13 protein-coding genes are annotated in these 14960 nt (G+C 69.4%); 6 read left to right on the top strand and 7 right to left on the bottom strand.

Going from position 1 to position 14960, the window contains the following annotated elements; all coding sequences use genetic code 11:
* Positions 1–33 precede the first annotated feature (33 nt).
* Together C1M51_RS00555 and C1M51_RS00550 are read left to right on the top strand one after the other, a co-directional pair.
* Complete coding sequence (locus C1M51_RS00555; protein ID WP_129447769.1) at positions 34–357, top strand: hypothetical protein; 324 nt, start codon at positions 34–36, stop codon at positions 355–357.
* The gene (locus C1M51_RS00550; RefSeq protein WP_036231697.1) at positions 357–551 is read left to right on the top strand and encodes a hypothetical protein; all 195 of its coding nucleotides are present in this window, start codon (positions 357–359) and stop codon (positions 549–551) included. Before C1M51_RS00555 ends, C1M51_RS00550 begins: the two co-directional genes overlap by 1 nt.
* 27 nt (positions 552–578) lie before the next feature.
* Here the strand turns inward: C1M51_RS00550 and C1M51_RS00545 are convergent, their stop codons facing one another.
* The 3 genes from C1M51_RS00545 to imuA are packed head-to-tail and all read right to left on the bottom strand — an operon-like array spanning position 579 to position 6097.
* On the bottom strand, positions 579–3887 hold the full coding sequence (locus C1M51_RS00545) for an error-prone DNA polymerase (protein ID WP_129447768.1): 3309 nt from the start codon (positions 3885–3887) through the stop codon (positions 579–581).
* A gap of 4 nt (positions 3888–3891) precedes the next feature.
* Entirely contained in the window at positions 3892–5382 is a 1491-nt protein-coding gene (locus tag C1M51_RS00540) for a DNA polymerase Y family protein (RefSeq protein ID WP_165349621.1), read from the bottom strand.
* On the bottom strand, positions 5312–6097 hold the full coding sequence (gene imuA, locus C1M51_RS00535) for a translesion DNA synthesis-associated protein ImuA (RefSeq protein WP_129447766.1): 786 nt from the start codon (positions 6095–6097) through the stop codon (positions 5312–5314). The genes C1M51_RS00540 and imuA overlap by 71 nt, the downstream gene beginning before the upstream one ends.
* Positions 6098–6301: 204 nt before the next feature.
* On the opposite strand from imuA, the gene C1M51_RS00530 reads away from it, so the two are divergent.
* Entirely contained in the window at positions 6302–6667 is a 366-nt protein-coding gene (locus C1M51_RS00530; protein WP_129447765.1) for a putative quinol monooxygenase, read from the top strand.
* A 60-nt stretch (positions 6668–6727) separates the two neighbouring features.
* On the opposite strand, the gene C1M51_RS00525 is transcribed toward C1M51_RS00530, so the two are convergent.
* The 4 genes from C1M51_RS00525 to C1M51_RS00510 all read right to left on the bottom strand — a co-directional run bounded on the left by C1M51_RS00525 (position 6728) and on the right by C1M51_RS00510 (position 10813).
* On the bottom strand, positions 6728–7918 hold the full coding sequence (locus tag C1M51_RS00525; RefSeq protein ID WP_129447764.1) for an acetyl-CoA C-acyltransferase family protein: 1191 nt from the start codon (positions 7916–7918) through the stop codon (positions 6728–6730).
* Between the two features lie 74 nt (positions 7919–7992).
* Positions 7993–9681: a PhoH family protein gene (locus C1M51_RS00520; protein ID WP_129447763.1), complete on the bottom strand. Its 1689-nt coding sequence runs from the start codon at positions 9679–9681 to the stop codon at positions 7993–7995.
* A 158-nt stretch (positions 9682–9839) separates the two neighbouring features.
* Positions 9840–10316, bottom strand: coding sequence for a peroxiredoxin (locus C1M51_RS00515; protein ID WP_011829137.1), 477 nt, complete (start codon positions 10314–10316; stop codon positions 9840–9842).
* Between the two features lie 119 nt (positions 10317–10435).
* Complete coding sequence (locus tag C1M51_RS00510; protein WP_129447762.1) at positions 10436–10813, bottom strand: Mth938-like domain-containing protein; 378 nt, start codon at positions 10811–10813, stop codon at positions 10436–10438.
* A 108-nt stretch (positions 10814–10921) separates the two neighbouring features.
* On the opposite strand from C1M51_RS00510, the gene C1M51_RS00505 reads away from it, so the two are divergent.
* Genes C1M51_RS00505 through thrC form a run of 3 tightly spaced genes read left to right on the top strand, consistent with a single transcriptional unit; the run spans position 10922 to position 14949 of the window.
* Positions 10922–12151, top strand: a complete 1230-nt coding sequence (locus C1M51_RS00505) for a pyridoxal phosphate-dependent aminotransferase (protein WP_129447761.1) — start codon at positions 10922–10924, stop codon at positions 12149–12151.
* A gap of 19 nt (positions 12152–12170) precedes the next feature.
* Positions 12171–13487 (top strand): homoserine dehydrogenase, encoded by a 1317-nt coding sequence (locus C1M51_RS00500; RefSeq protein ID WP_129447760.1) that lies wholly within the window; start codon positions 12171–12173, stop codon positions 13485–13487.
* Between the two features lie 49 nt (positions 13488–13536).
* Complete coding sequence (gene thrC / locus C1M51_RS00495) at positions 13537–14949, top strand: threonine synthase (protein ID WP_129447759.1); 1413 nt, start codon at positions 13537–13539, stop codon at positions 14947–14949.
* Positions 14950–14960 lie beyond the last annotated feature (11 nt).

Genomic DNA, 14960 nt, shown 5'->3' with positions numbered 1-14960 from the left:
AGGGGCAGGGGGTCCCCGATCGGGAGTGACGACATGGCCGCAGCCGTCGAACGCATCGTGGTGCAGGCAACCTTGCAGGACAAGAAGGCGATCGCCGCCAAGGCGAAGCGCCTGGACCTGCCCGTGTCGGAACTGATGCGCCGCGGCGCCTTCGCCTACGAGGCCAAGGAAGCGGACCAGGAACTGGGCGTACTGGCCGATGCCGCGCGCGATGCCGCCGATCGTGCCGGCGCCGCCATCGACGATGCGCTGAATTTCATCGAGGCGAGCAACAAGCGCATCGCTGCGATGGAGGCGAAGGCCTCTCGCCCGCCGAAGCCAGCCGCCGGCCGGGCGGCGGTGCGCAAGGCCGCCTGATGGGCGTCACCGACCGCGTCTGGGGAGCGCTCACCTCGATGATCAAGCTCGAGGACAAGGTCAACCGGCAGTCCGACGCGATGAAGCTGCAGCAGCAGAAGATCGAGGACCTGACCGGCCGCGTGATCCGGCTCGAGGCCCAGCTCGAACTGCTGACCACGGCTGCGGTTGTGAAGCGGTTGAAGAACGACTGAGTCTCGGCCGCGCGACCGGCGCGACCGTCAGTGGAAATCGCGCGAACTCGTCGCCAGCCGGCCCAGCCAGGGCGTCACGTCGACCAGCCGCCGTGCCAGCAGGTGCGTCACGCCTTCCGGCGAGCACTGCCATTCCCCGGCCACCGCCAGCAGGCGTGAGGCGAGCAGCGCCTGGCGGAAACGCTCGCGCACCCCTTTCCAGACGATCACGTTGACCGAGCCGGTCTCGTCCTCCAGCGTGACGAAGATCGTGCCCTTGGCGGTCTCGGGCTGCTGGCGACCGACGACGATGCCGCAGGCCCAGACGCGGCTGCCATCCTTCAGGGTACCGAGCTCCCGCGCATTGCGCCAGCCACGCTGTACGAGCCGCGGACGCAGCAGCGCCAGCGGATGGCGGCGCAGCGTGAGCTGGGTGCTGGCGTAGTCGAGCGTGATCTCCTCGGCCTCGGGCGGCGCGGGCAGGACGAGCGGGTCTTCGCGATGCGGCGCGCCGGCGAGCAGGGCGGTGCGGCGGGGCTGGCCGCTCGCCTGCCACGCCTGTTGCCGGCGGTGGCCGGCCAGGCCCTGCAGTGCATCGGCACGGGCCAGCACCTGCAGGGCCTGGGGATCGAGCCCGGCGCGCCGGGCCAGGTCGTCAAGGCTGGCGAAGGCCGCCGCGTGGCGGGCGGCCAGGATGCGGCCGGCGGCCGCCTCGTTGAAGCCGGAGACGAGGCGCAGCCCCAGGCGCACGGCGGGTTGCGGCGAGCGTGCCGCGCAGGGCAGGCCGTCGGGTGACGCCGGTTCGAGCGTGCAGTCCCAGCTGCTGTGGCCCACGTCGACCGGGCGCACTTCGACCGCGTGGCGCCGTGCATCCTGCACCAGCTGCGACGGTGCGTAGAAGCCCATCGGCTGCGAGTTCAGCAGCGCGGCCAGGAAGATCGCCGGCTCGTGGCACTTGAGCCAGGCGCTCAGGTAGGCCAGCAGCGCGAAGCTGTAGGCGTGGCTCTCCGGGAAGCCGTACTCGCCGAAGCCCTTGATCTGCTCGAAGATGCGCTCGGCAAACTCGCGGTCGTATTTCTTTTCCACCATGCAATCGACGATGCGATCGTGGAAGTGCTGCAAGCCGCCCTTGCGTTTCCAGGCCGCCATCGCACGGCGCAGCTCGTCGGCATCGCCACCGCTGAAATCGGCCGCGATCATGCAGATCTGCATCACCTGCTCCTGGAAGATCGGGATGCCCAGCGTGCGTTCGAGCGCCTCGGCGAGCGCCGGGTAGGCCGGCGGCGGGCGCAGGCCCTGGCGCTGCAGCTCGCGTTGCTTCAGGTAGGGATGCACCATGCCGCCGCTGATCGGGCCCGGCCGCACGATCGCGACCTGGACCACCAGGTCGTAGAACTCGCGAGGCTTCAGCCGGGGCAGCATGCTCTGCTGGGCCCGGCTCTCGATCTGGAACACACCCACGGTGTCGGCTTCCTGGATCATTTCGTAGGTGGCGATGTCCTCGCGCGGAATGTCCTGCATCCGCCATGACGGGGACGCGGGCGCGCCGCCGTTGGCGCCGGGCGGCGGGCCGCGCCAGTCGGTGAGCAGCGCGAGCGCACGCTTGAGCGCGCTCAGCATGCCCAGCGCCAGCACGTCGACCTTCAGCAGCCCCAGCGACTCGAGATCGTCCTTGTCCCACTGGATCACGCGGCGCTTCTCCATGGCGGCGTTCTCGATCGGCACCAGGCGCGACAGCGCGTCGCGCGCGATGACGAAGCCACCGACGTGCTGCGACAGGTGTCGCGGGAAGCCGATCAGCGCGGTGCTCAGCGCCAGCCACTGCCGGGTGACCAGGGCCTCCGGGTCGAAGCCGGCCTCGACCAGCCGGGCGGGCAGGGCCTCGTGCCCGTCGAACCACTGGTGGCTCTTCGCGAGGCGGTCGATGCGCTGCCCATCCAGCCCCAACGCCTTGCCAACCTCGCGCACCGCGCCGCGCACGCGGTAGGTCGAGAGCGCCGCGGCCAGCGCGGTGCGGTGCATGCCGTACTTGCCGTAGATGTACTGGATGACCTCCTCGCGCCGCTCGTGCTCGAAGTCGACGTCGATGTCGGGGGCTTCGTTGCGCTCCTCGCTGATGAAGCGCTCGAACAGCAGCGTGGTCTGCGTCGGGTCGACCTCGGTGATGCCCAGGCAGTAGCAGACCGCCGAGTTGGCGGCCGAGCCGCGGCCCTGGCACAGGATGCCCTCGGAGCGGGCGAAGCGCACCACGTCGTGCACGGTGAGGAAGAAGGCCTCGTAGCGCTTGCGGAAGATCAGCGCGAACTCGCGTTCGATCTGCTCCTTCACCGAGCCGGGCACGCCGCCGGGATAGCGCACGCAGGCCCCTTCCTCGGTCAGGCGCCGCAGGTGGCTGCTGGCCGTCTCGCCGGCCGGCACGATCTCGTCCGGGTACTCGTACTTCAGCTGCTCCAGCGAGAAGTCGCAGGCCCGCGCGAGGTCCACGCTGCGCTGCAGCCACTCGGGACGGCAGAGCTGCGCCAGCGCCAGCCGTGAGCGCAGGTGCTGCTCGGCGTTGCGCATCAGTGCGTAGCCGCAGTCGGCGACGCGGCGCTTCAGGCGGATCGCGGTCAGCGTGTCCTGCAGCGGCTTGCGCGAGCGCACGTGCATCAGCACGTCGCCCGCCGCCGCCAGTGGCAGGCCGGTGGCGGCCGACACCTCGAGCAGGCGTTCGACGAAGGACTCGTCGTCGGCCCAGCGCAGCAGCTCGACCGCGATCGAGGCGCGCTCGCCGCAGCGGGTGGCCAGCCAGTGGGTCTGCTCGAGCAGGGTGGCGTGAGGCTCGTCGTGGCGCGGGATCAGCAGCGCCAGGCAGTCGGGCACGCCGGCGGCATGGCCCTGGCCGGCCAGTGGCGCGTCGAGGTCGTCGACGCTCAACCGGTAGTGGCCCTTGGCGCTGCGGCCGCGGCCGAGCGTGATGAGACCGCAAAGCTGGGCATAGCCCTCACGGTTCTTCGCCAGCAGCACCAGGCGGCAGCCCGGCGCGGTGGGCGAGGCGGCGAGCGTGAACTCGCTGCCGATGATCAGGGCCGGCAACGGGGGGCCGTCGCCGCCGCTCTGCTCGCGCAGCCGCTTCAGCGCCGCATGCGCCCGCACCACGCCGGCCACCGAGCACTCGTCGGTGATCGCGATCGCCGCATAGCCGAGCTGGGCCGCGCGCTCCACCAGTTCCTGCGGGTGCGAGGCGCCGGTCAGGAAGCTGAAGTTCGAGCGGCAGTGCAGCTCCGCGTAGGCCGGCAGCCCCGGCTGTGTCCAGTGCGGCGGCGGGGCCGGGGGCGACGCCGGCTGCGGCGTCTTGGGATGGGCCGGCTGCGGCATCGTCTCACCCGAACCAGCCGTGCAGGAACCAGCCCCCCGACGAGGCGTCGCCGGGGTGCTCGCGGTAGATCCAGCGCAGCCGGTGGTCTGCGCCCTCGGCCACGTGGTAATCGCGCCGCACCAGCGCGCCGTCGAACCAGCCGGCCTCGATGCGCTCGGCTCGCGAGCACACCCGCAGGGGGCTGCCATGCCGCGGCCGGCCCAGCGCATCGCTGGCCAGCGGCAGCGGCAACGGCAGTAACCAGAGTGGTCGGGGGGCGGCGGGAGCGGGCGTCGTGGTCGCAAAGGGTGCTGGGGGCGGTTCGCCGGCCGACCGGACACGCTGCGCGTGCTCGGGCCGGTGATCGGCCTGCGGCACCCAGCGCTGCACGTGATCACTCCCCAGCCGCGCGGTCAGTCGGTCAAGCAGCGCGGCGTGTTCGCCGTCCTGTCGGCCCGGTGCGGGCAGCAACTCGCCGGGCGTGCCGCCGTGCGGCACGGCGGCTTCCAGTTCGAGTGCGAGCTCGTAGACCGGCGCGGCGAGCGCATGGCGCTGCAGGCGCTCGCGCCACAGCAGCGCGAGCTGGGCAATGTCGCGGCTCGGGGCCGACAGCTGCAGCCGCAGCCGAGTGTCGGGGCAGGGCGCGCGGCCGTGCTCGTGGCGCAGTCTCAGTGCCAGCACCGTGACGGCCTGCCAGCGCAGCTGCAGCCAACCGCGCAGTGCCGGCAGCAGAGCCTCGACGGCGGCCATCAGCACCGCAGCCTCTTCGGCACGCTGCAGCAGCTCGCGCCGGGCCAGGAAGCGCTCGGGCGGCACGAACCACGGCCTCGGGTCGGGGGCGTCGCCATAGCAGCGGTCGAGCGCCCGGCCCAGGTCCACGCCGAGCCGGCGCTGCAGACCGGCACGTGGCAGAGCGCGCAGCGCCCCGAAGGTCCGGATCCCCAGCGCCTGCAGCAACTCGCTCTGGTGGGGGCTGGGCGGCAGCAGACGCGCCAGGCTCGCCACCGGCAGCCGGTCCAGCTGCTGCGCGCTGCTCCGGGCCTGCAGCGCATGTCGCCGGGCCAGGCCGCTGGTGGCGAACAGCCAGGCCGCGCCGGGGGTGGGCGCACAGCCCGTCCGTACCTGCATCCCGCTCGTGCGCGCCAGGGCTTGCGCCCGGTGCAGCAGCGCATGGATGCCACCGAACAGCCGCAGCGTGCTCTGCACTTCGAGCAGCACCCCGTCCGGAGTGAGGCTCAGGTGGGGCGTGAGCGCAGCGAGCGCCAGGGCCAGTCGCTCGACCAGCGCGGCTTCGCGCGGCCGGTCACGCGGGAACACGACGAGCTGCGGCAGCAGAGACAAGGCCGTGGCCACGCTCTGCCCGGCCCGCACCCCGAGGGCGTGCGCCGCGCGGTTGGCGCTGAGCAGCATGTGCTGCTCGGTCACCGCCACCGGCAGCGCGGCCTCAAACCCGGTGTGCGAACCGGGCAAAGCTTGCAGCGGCAGCTGGGGCAGGTAGAGGGCGATCCACAGCATCGTGAGGACGTCCGGTGAGCGGCGACGCAGGGCGCACCGATGCTGGCCAGGGCAGGGACAGCTGCAGGGGCCGGGCCATCGGCGGGCCGCGACGCTTGAACACGTCGACGGCCAGGGCATGGCCCGGTAGCGGCTGGCAGGCCAGGCGCAGCGGCGCCGGGCTACTCAGCGAGCGGGCCGCGGGCGCCTGCAGGCTCAGCAAGGGCGTGAGCCCCGCCTGCGCGGCCAGGTGCAGGCGGCGCAGCGTGGGGCGGGTCACCGGTTGTTCGCTCCACCACAGCACGGCGGCGCAGCTGCCGGCTCGCACCGCCTGCTCGGCGGCCCAGGCGGCATCGGTCGGTGTCTGCGGCGCCAGGCACAGCAGCCGTGAGCTGTCCAGGCCGAGGGCCTGCAGCGCGCTCAGGCAAGGCCGGCCCGGCGGGGAGATCCAGACCGTTTCGCGTGTGCCCTCCTGGCGCTGCCCCAGGCTGCGCAGCCACGGCGCCAGCAGCGCCAGTTCGCCGCTGGCCGGCGTGGCCAGCAGTTCGGTGAGGCCGCTCGCGGGCCAGCCTCCGCCGGGCAACTGCTCGTCGAGCGCCGGCCATCCGGTGGGAAGGGTCGGCAGCGACGGCCTGGCCAGCACGCCGGCCCGCCACAGCGGAGCCCCGGGGCGGTCCATGAAGGAGGCCAGCCCGCGCGGTGACGGCGAAGGTGCGGCGGCGAGGTCGAGAGGCATGACGGAGAAGAGAGCGCGAGTGAATACTGTACATAAATACAGTATCAATGGGCGTGCTCTCTGCTCTCTCCTAGATGCCGGTCTTCCGCCAGCGGACGGGCCCCTGGGGATTCGCTTAGGGGTTCATCCGGTGTGCGCCGAAGGGGAAGGTCGGCACGCTCGCGCTTGCATTTCGCACCACCACCCCCGTTCCAGGAGACATTGATGAGCACCCCCGACACCTGCTGCAGCCTCGTTCCTTATTTCAAGGTGGCTCCCGGCAAGCTCGACGAGTTCAAGGCCCTGACCGCACGCTTTGTCGAGAAGACGCGCAGCGAGCCCAAGTGCGTGTTCTACGCTTTCAGCTTCGATGGGGATGCGGCGCACTGCCGCGAGGGCTATGACGGTGCCGCGGGTGTGCTGGCCCACCTGGAGAACGTCGGCGCCCTGCTGGGCGAGGCGTTGAAGATCGCCGAGGTGACGCGGCTCGAGGTGCACGGGACGGCGGCCGACATCGAGCAACTGCGCGAGCCCTTGAAGGGCCTGAATCCGCAGTTCTTCCTGCTGCAGAGCGGCGGTTTCCGCCGCTGAGGCAGAGTCCGGCCGGATGAAACCCGTTCGCCGGGTTTCATCCTCCACCGAGCGCGGGGATCAGACGCGCTCGAAGATCGCGGCGATGCCCTGGCCGCCGCCGATGCACATGGTCACCAGCGCGTAGCGGCCGCCGGTGCGCTGCAGTTCGTACAGGGCCTTGGTGGTGATGATGACGCCGGTCGCGCCGACCGGGTGGCCGAGCGAGATGCCCGAGCCGTTGGGGTTGACCTTGGCAGGATCGAGGTCGAGCTCGCGCACCACAGCACAGGCCTGCGCGGCGAAGGCTTCGTTGGACTCGATCACATCGAGGTCCTGCACCTTGAGGCCGGCCTTCTTCAGTGCGAGTTGGGTCGCCGGCACCGGGCCGATGCCCATGATCTTCGGCTCCACGCCAGCATGGGCGTAGGCCACCAGGCGCGCCAGCGGCTTCAGGCCACCGGCCTTGACCGCCTCGGCACTGGCCAGTACCACGGCCGCCGCGCCGTCGTTGATGCCCGAGGCATTGCCGGCCGTGACCAGGCCGCCGTCCTTCTTGAAGGCGGGCTTCATCTTGGCCAGCGTCTCGACCGTGGTGTCGGCCTTCACGTGCTCGTCGGTGTCGAAGCTCACGGTTCCCTTGCGGGTGACGATCTCGACCGGCACGATCTGGCTCTTGAAGCGGCCCTCGGCGATCGCCTTGGCGGCGCGGTGGTGACTCTCGGCGGCCAGCTCGTCCATCATGCTGCGGGTGATGCCGAACTGCTCGGCCACGTTCTCCGCGGTGATGCCCATGTGGATCTTGTGGAAGGGGTCGTGCAGGATGCCGACGGTGTAGTCGACCATCGCCGTGTCGCCCATGCGCGCGCCCCAGCGGGCCGTGTTCACGTGGTAGGGGCCGCGCGACATCGACTCGGCGCCGGCGCCGACGGCCAGCTCGCAGTCGCCCAGCAGCACCGACTGCGCCGCCGAGACGATGGCCTGCAGGCCCGAACCGCACAGGCGGTTCACGTTGAAGGCCGGCGTTTCCTTCGACAGCCCGGCGTTGATCGCGGCGACGCGGCTCAGGTAGGCGTCGCGCGGCTCGGTCGGGATCACGTTGCCCATGGCCAGGTGGCCAATGCTCCCAGCCTTGGCGCCGCTGCGCTCGATCGCCGTCCTGACCGCCAGCGTGGCCAGGTCGGCCAGGGGCGTGTCCTTCAGCGTGCCGCCGTAGGTGCCGATGGCGGTGCGCGCGGCACCGACGACGAAGACGTCTCGGGAAGTGGTCATCGCAGGTCTCCTTTTGTGCAGAGCATCAATTGTGCGCCTGCCGCCCGCTGGCACCCCTACCCGTGCAGGTGGGCCTACAACACGTCGGACGCGTAATCGGCCAAGCGCGAGCGCTCGCCGCGCGCCAGCATCACATGGCCGCTGTGCGGCCAGCCCTTGAAGCGGTCGACCGCGAAGGTGAGGCCCGAGCTGCCCTCGGTGAGGTAGGGCGTGTCGATCTGCGCCAGATTGCCCAGGCAGACGATCTTGGTGCCCGGGCCGGCCCGCGTGATCAGCGTCTTCATCTGCTTGGGCGTGAGGTTCTGCGCCTCGTCGATCAGAACGAACTTGTTCAGGAAGGTGCGCCCGCGCATGAAGTTCAGGCTCTTGATCTTGATCTTGCTGCGCACCAGGTCGTTGGTGGCGGCGCGCCCCCATTCACCGGCCCCGGAGTCGTTCTTGGACAGCACTTCGAGGTTGTCGTCGAGCGCGCCCATCCACGGGCCCATCTTCTCCTCCTCGGTGCCCGGCAGGAAGCCGATGTCCTCGCCGACCGGCACGGTGACGCGGGTCACGATGATCTCGCTGTAGCGGCGGTCGTCCATCACCTGCGACAGGCCGGCGGCCAGGGTCATCAGCGTCTTGCCGGTGCCGGCGGTGCCGGTCAGGGTGATGAAGTCGCAGTCCGGGTCCATCAGCAGGTTCAGCGCGAAGTTCTGCTCGCGGTTGCGCGCGGTCACGCCCCAGATCGCGTTCTTGGCGTGGGAGTAGTCCTTCAGCGTCTTCAGCACCGCGGTCTTGCCGGTGATCTCGGTGACCTTCGCGTAGAGCGGTGCGGCGCCCGGGGTCTCGAGGTAGACGAACTGGTTGACCATCAGCACCGGCACCAGCGGGCCGGCGATGCGGTAGAACGTGGAGCCGCCCTGCTGCCAGCTCTCCATGGTCTTGCCGTGGCGCTCCCAGAAGTCGGCCGGCAGCGGCAGCACGCCGGTGTAGAGCAGGTCGCCGTCTTCGAGCGTCTTGTCGTTGAAGTAGTCCTCTGCCGGCAGGCCCAGCGCGCGGGCCTTGATGCGCATGTTGATGTCCTTCGACACCAGCACCACGTCGCGCGTCGGGTGCTGCTCGCGCAGGCCCTGCACCACGCCCAGGATCTGGTTGTCGGCCTTGCCCTGCGGCAGCCCGGCCGGCAGCTTGGCGTCGAGGAAGGTGGTCTGGAAGAACAGGGTGCCGCCGGCCTCCTTGTGGCCGGTCTTCGCGAGCGCCACGCCGGCCGCCGGATCGAACTTCGCGCTGTCGGCGCCGCCAGCCAGGGCGTCGAGCTCACGGCTGACCTGGCGCACGTTGCGCGAGACCTCGCTCATGCCCTTCTTGTGCCCGTCGAGCTCCTCGAGCGTGATCATCGGCAGGTAGACGTCGTGCTCGTCGAAACGGAACAGCGACATCGGGTCGTGCATCAGCACGTTGGTGTCGAGCACGAACAGCTTGGGCGGGCCGCTGGCGCGCGGCTTGCGCGGGCGCGGTTCCGTGGCGGTGCCGCGGCTGATGGCCTTGACCGGCAGGTAGCCTGCCGCCGGGGCCTGCGCTGCTCGCGGCGTGGCAGTGGGTGCCGGGGCGGGCGCCTTGGCGGCCGGCGCCTTGGGATGGGGATCGAACAGGTCGAGCAGGGCAGGACCGGGGTGGTCCTGCTTGGTGGCGCGGGTGCCCGGTTTGGGTGCGGCCTGGGATTCGAAGTCGCTGGCGCTGAGGAGGGAGGCTTTCTTGGCGGGCGGTTTGGGCAGGGGCATGGACTTCGAGGGCCTTAAGAAGTGAAAAAGCCGCACAGTCGCCTGTGCGGCTTGCTCGGATGCGGTGAATGACTCACAGGCATGAACCCATTATGCACACCGCATGCCTGACTTCAATCTCCGCTGTGTGACGCCTTGGTAACGGTAACGTCAGGTTCTCAGGCGGCCTTCTTCAGCGCCTTGACCGACTTCAGCACCTCGTCGACATGGCCGGCCACCTTGATGCCGCGCCACTCCTCGACCAGCACGCCGGCGGGATCGATCAGGAAGGTGCTGCGCTCGATGCCCTTGACCTTCTTGCCGTACATGATCTTGTTCTTGACCACGCCGAACATGTGGCAGAGCTTTTCCTCGGTGTCGGCGATCAGCTCGAACGGCAGCTCGAGGTTCTGCTTGAACTTGTCGTGCGAGGCCATGTTGTCGCGCGACACACCGAACACCACCGCGCCGGCCTTCACGAAGTCCTTGTGGCGGTCGCGGAACTGCATCGCTTCGGTGGTGCATCCGGGGGTGTTGTCCTTCGGGTAGAAGTACAGGATGACCGTCTGACCCAGATAGGCCTGGGGCGTGAACTTCACGCCACCGGTGGCCTGCGCTTCAAATTCCGGGAGGGCTTTATTGAGGGCGGGCGTCATGAAGGGTGCTGCTGAGTGAGGCGCCTTGAGTAAGGCTAACTATTGATTATAAAGGCGCTGTCAAGCGATGCCGCCACCCCAAACACTGCGGTTGCCGCGCCGCGGCGGCGCGATCGGGCTCACGGCGGATCGATCAGCAAGGCGGCGATCACGCTGCGTCCCTCGGCCGCCAGCAGGTTGTAAGTGCGACAGGCGGCGGCAGTGTCCATGGTCTCGAAGCCGATGCGCCGCTCGATCAGCGGGCGCAGCCATTCGGGGCGCGGGAATCGCAGCGCGTTGCCGCTGCCGAACAGCACCAGCTCCGGGCCGAGGACCGCGAGCGCCTCGAAATGCTGGGGGCCCAGCGTGTCGAAGCGGGCGTCCTGCCAGGGCGTCACCTCACCTTGCCAGGGCAGCACCACACTGTCGCGCCAGGTGCGCTCGCCGATCTGGACGCTGCTGCGTGTGTAGCCGCTGATCACGTTGGCGACGGCGATGCGATCGGGCTGCAGTTTCATGGGGCGCGGGAGAGGGGCGGGGCCGGCTCGGAGGCGAGCGCTGTGGTCTAATTTTAGGCTCTGCGCCCAGCGCAGCCGCGGTCATTCCATTGAGATCCAGGAGTTCTCGTGCCCAAGCCCATCGCCAAGTCCAGCAAGCTCGCCAACGTGTGCTACGACATCCGTGGTCCGGTGCTGGACAAGGCCCGCGCCATGGAAGAAGAGGGCCAGAAGATCATCAAGCTCAACATCGGCAATCTGGCGGTGTTCGGCTTCGATCCGCCCGACGAGATCGTGCAGGACATGATCCGCAACCTGTCCCAGACGGCGGGCTACACCGACAGCAAGGGACTGTTCGCACCGCGCAAGGCGGTGGTGCATTACGCGCAGGAGAAGGCGATCTCCGGCGTGACGGTCGACGATGTCTATCTCGGCAACGGTGCGTCCGAGCTGATCGTGATGGGCCTCAACGCGCTGCTCGACAACGGCGACGAGGTGCTGGTGCCGGCACCCGATTACCCGCTGTGGACTGCGGCCGTGTCGCTGTCGGGTGGCAATCCGGTGCACTACCTGTGCGACGAGGCGAGTGACTGGTACCCGGACATCGACGACATCCGCCGAAAGATCACGCCGAACACGCGCGCCATCGTCGTCATCAACCCGAACAACCCGACCGGCGCGCTGTACCCGGAGAGCCTGCTGCGCGAGATCGTCGAGTTGGCCCGGCAGCACCAGCTGATCATCTTCGCCGATGAGATCTACGACAAGACGCTGTACGACGGCAACACCCATACCAGCATCGCGTCGCTGGCCGACGACGTGCTGTGCGTGACGCTGAACGGCCTCAGCAAGAACTACCGTGCCTGCGGCTACCGCGCCGGCTGGATGGTGGTGTCGGGCGACAAGCGCTGCGCGAAGGACTACATCGAGGGGCTCAACATGCTCGCGTCGATGCGCCTGTGCGCCAACACGCCGGGGCAGCTGGCCATCCAGACGGCGCTCGGCGGCTACCAGAGCATCAAGGACCTGGTGGCGCCGGGCGGCCGGCTGACGCGCCAGCGCGACATGGCCTACGAGCTGCTGAGCCAGATTCCCGGCGTGAGCGTGGTGAAGCCCAAGGCGGCGCTGTACATGTTCCCGCGGCTCGACCCCAAGCTCTATCCGATCCAGGACGACCAGCAGTTCGCCTACGAGCTGCTGGCCGAGGAGAAGGTGCTGATCGTGCAGGGCACGGGCTTCAACTGGCCGCGGCCGGACCATTTCCGAGTCGTGTTCCTGCCGAACTCCGACGACCTGAGCGACGCGATCGGCCGCATCGCCCGTTTCCTCGACCATTACCGCAAGCGCCACAGCGTCTGACACCGTGTCCGAACCGAAGATGAAACCGATCCAAGTGGGCCTGCTCGGCGCGGGCGTGGTGGCTGGCGGCGTGGTGCAGGTGCTGCAGCGCAACCGGGCCGAGATCCAGCGCCGCGCCGGCCGCGGCATCGAGGTCGCCGCGGTCGCCGCGCGCGACGTGGCCAAGGCGCGTGCCACGCTCGGCAGCGAGGTGGTGCTGACCGACGACTTCGACGCACTGGTGCGCCGCCCCGACATCGACGTGGTCGTCGAGGTGATCGGCGGCACGACACGGGCCCGCGAGCTGGTGCTGGCCGCCATCGCCGCCGGCAAGCCGGTGGTCACCGCCAACAAGGCGCTGCTGGCGGTACACGGCACCGAGATCTTCGCGGCGGCGCGCGAGCGCGGCGTGGCGGTCGGCTTCGAGGCGGCAGTGGCCGGCGGCATTCCGATCATCAAGGCGCTGCGCGAGGGCCTGACCGCGAACCGTATCAACTGGATCGCCGGCATCATCAACGGCACCACCAACTTCATCCTGTCGGAGATGCGCTCCAAGGGCCTGGACTTCGGCACCGTGCTGAAGGAAGCCCAGCGCCTGGGCTACGCCGAGACCGACCCGACCTTCGACATCGAAGGCATCGACGCCGCGCACAAGGCGACGATCATGAGTGCGATCGCCTTCGGCACGCCGGTGCAGTTCGAGCACGCCTACATCGAAGGCATCACCAAACTGCAGGCGGCCGACATCCGCTACGCCGAGCAGCTGGGCTACCGCATCAAGCTGCTGGGCATCACCAAGCGCCGCGAAGATGCGCAGGGCATCGAGCTGCGCGTGCACCCGACGCTGATCCCGGGCACGCGCCTGATCGCCAATGTGGAGGGTGCGATGAATGCCGTGGTGGTGCAGGGCGACGCGGTCGGCTCCACGCTCTACTACGGCAAGGGCGCCGGCGCCGAGCCGACGGCCTCGGCCGTGGTCGCCGACCTGGTCGACGTGACGCGGCTCATCACCGCCGACCCCGATCACCGCGTGCCGCACCTGGCCTTCCATCCCGATGCGGTGGCAGCCACGCCCATCCTGCCGATCGAGCAGGTCGTCACCGCCTTCTACCTGCGCCTGCAGGTCGCCGACAAGGCGGGCGTGCTGGCCAACATCACCCGCATCCTGGCCGACCACGCGATCTCGATCGACGCCGTGCTGCAGCGCGAGTCGGCCGAGGGCGAGAGCCAGACCGACCTGATCATCCTGACCCACGACACGCTCGAAGGGAAGATGAACGCGGCGCTGGCGCAGATGCAGTCGCTGCCGACCGTGCTGGCGCCCATCGTGCGCATCCGCAAGGAAGAACTGTCCTGATGCCCCACCCCCGTTGCGGCATGCTGGTTGTTGTGAATCCGAATCGTCCATGAACTACCTCAGCACCCGGGGCGACACCACGCCGCGCGGCTTCTCCGACATCCTGCTCGAAGGCCTGGCACCGGATGGGGGCCTCTACCTGCCGGAGCGCTATCCGCGCATCGATGCGGCCACGCTGACCCGCTGGCGCGGCCTGTCCTATGCCGACCTCGCCTGCGAGATCCTGTCGCTCTACATCACCGACATTCCGGCCGACGACCTGCGCACGCTGGTCCGCAGGACCTACACGCGCGAGGTCTTCGGTACGACCGAGATCACCCCGCTGAAACCGCTGGAGCCTGGCGTCGCGCTGCAGGCTCTGTCGAATGGACCGACGCTCGCGTTCAAGGACATGGCCATGCAGCTGCTGGGCCAGCTGTTCGAGTACGAGCTGGCGCGCCGCGGCGAAACGCTCAACATCCTGGGTGCGACCTCCGGCGACACCGGCAGCGCGGCCGAGTACGCGATGCGCGGCAAGCAGGGCGTGCGCGTCTTCATGCTCAGCCCGCACGGCCGCATGAGCCCGTTCCAGCAGGCGCAGATGTTCAGCCTGCCCGACGCCAACATCCACAACCTCGCGGTCGAGGGCGTGTTCGACGACTGCCAGGACATCGTCAAGGCCGTCTCCAACGACCTCGAGTTCAAGCGCCGCTGGCGCATCGGCACGGTCAACTCCATCAACTGGGCGCGGCTGCTGGCCCAGGTGGTGTACTACTTCGCCGGGTACTTCCGGGCCACGAAGACGAATGACGAACGGGTGAGCTTCGCGGTGCCCTCGGGCAACTTCGGCAACGTTTGTGCCGGCCATGTGGCGCGCATGATGGGCCTGCCGATCGAGCAACTGGTGGTCGCCACCAACGAGAACGACGTGCTCGACGAGTTCTTCCGCACCGGCAGTTACCGCGTGCGCGGCGCGGCCGACACGCACGAGACCTCCAGCCCGTCGATGGACATCTCCAAGGCCAGCAACTTCGAGCGCTTCGTGTTCGACTTGCTGGGGCGCGATGCTGCGCGCACCCGCCAGCTGTTCGGCGATGACATCGCCCGGCACGGCGGCTTCACGCTGACGCCCGCCGAGTTCGCGCGGGTGCGCGAGTTCGGCTTCGTGTCCGGCAAGAGCACGCACGCCGACCGCGTGGCGACCATCCGCGACACGCAGCAGCGCTTCGGCGTGACCATCGACCCGCACACCGCCGACGGCCTGAAGGTGGGCCGTGCGTACGCGAAGCCCGGCACGCCGCTGCTGGTGCTGGAGACCGCGCTGCCGATCAAGTTCGCCGCCACCATCCTCGAGGCGCTCGGCCACGAGCCGCCCCGGCCGGCCGGGCTCGAGGGGCTGGAGCAGCTCCCCAGGCGCTTCAAGGTCATGCCGGCCAGTGCGGCGACGGTGCAGGCCTACATCGTCGAGAATTGTTCGACATGAGGGTTGTCGCC

Source organism: Methylibium sp. Pch-M, from assembly GCF_004136295.1.
Taxonomy (GTDB): Bacteria; Pseudomonadota; Gammaproteobacteria; order Burkholderiales; family Burkholderiaceae_C; genus Methylibium; species Methylibium petroleiphilum.
The sequence above is the reverse complement of the archived record's forward strand: the minus strand, read 5'-3'. Positions and strand labels throughout refer to the sequence as shown.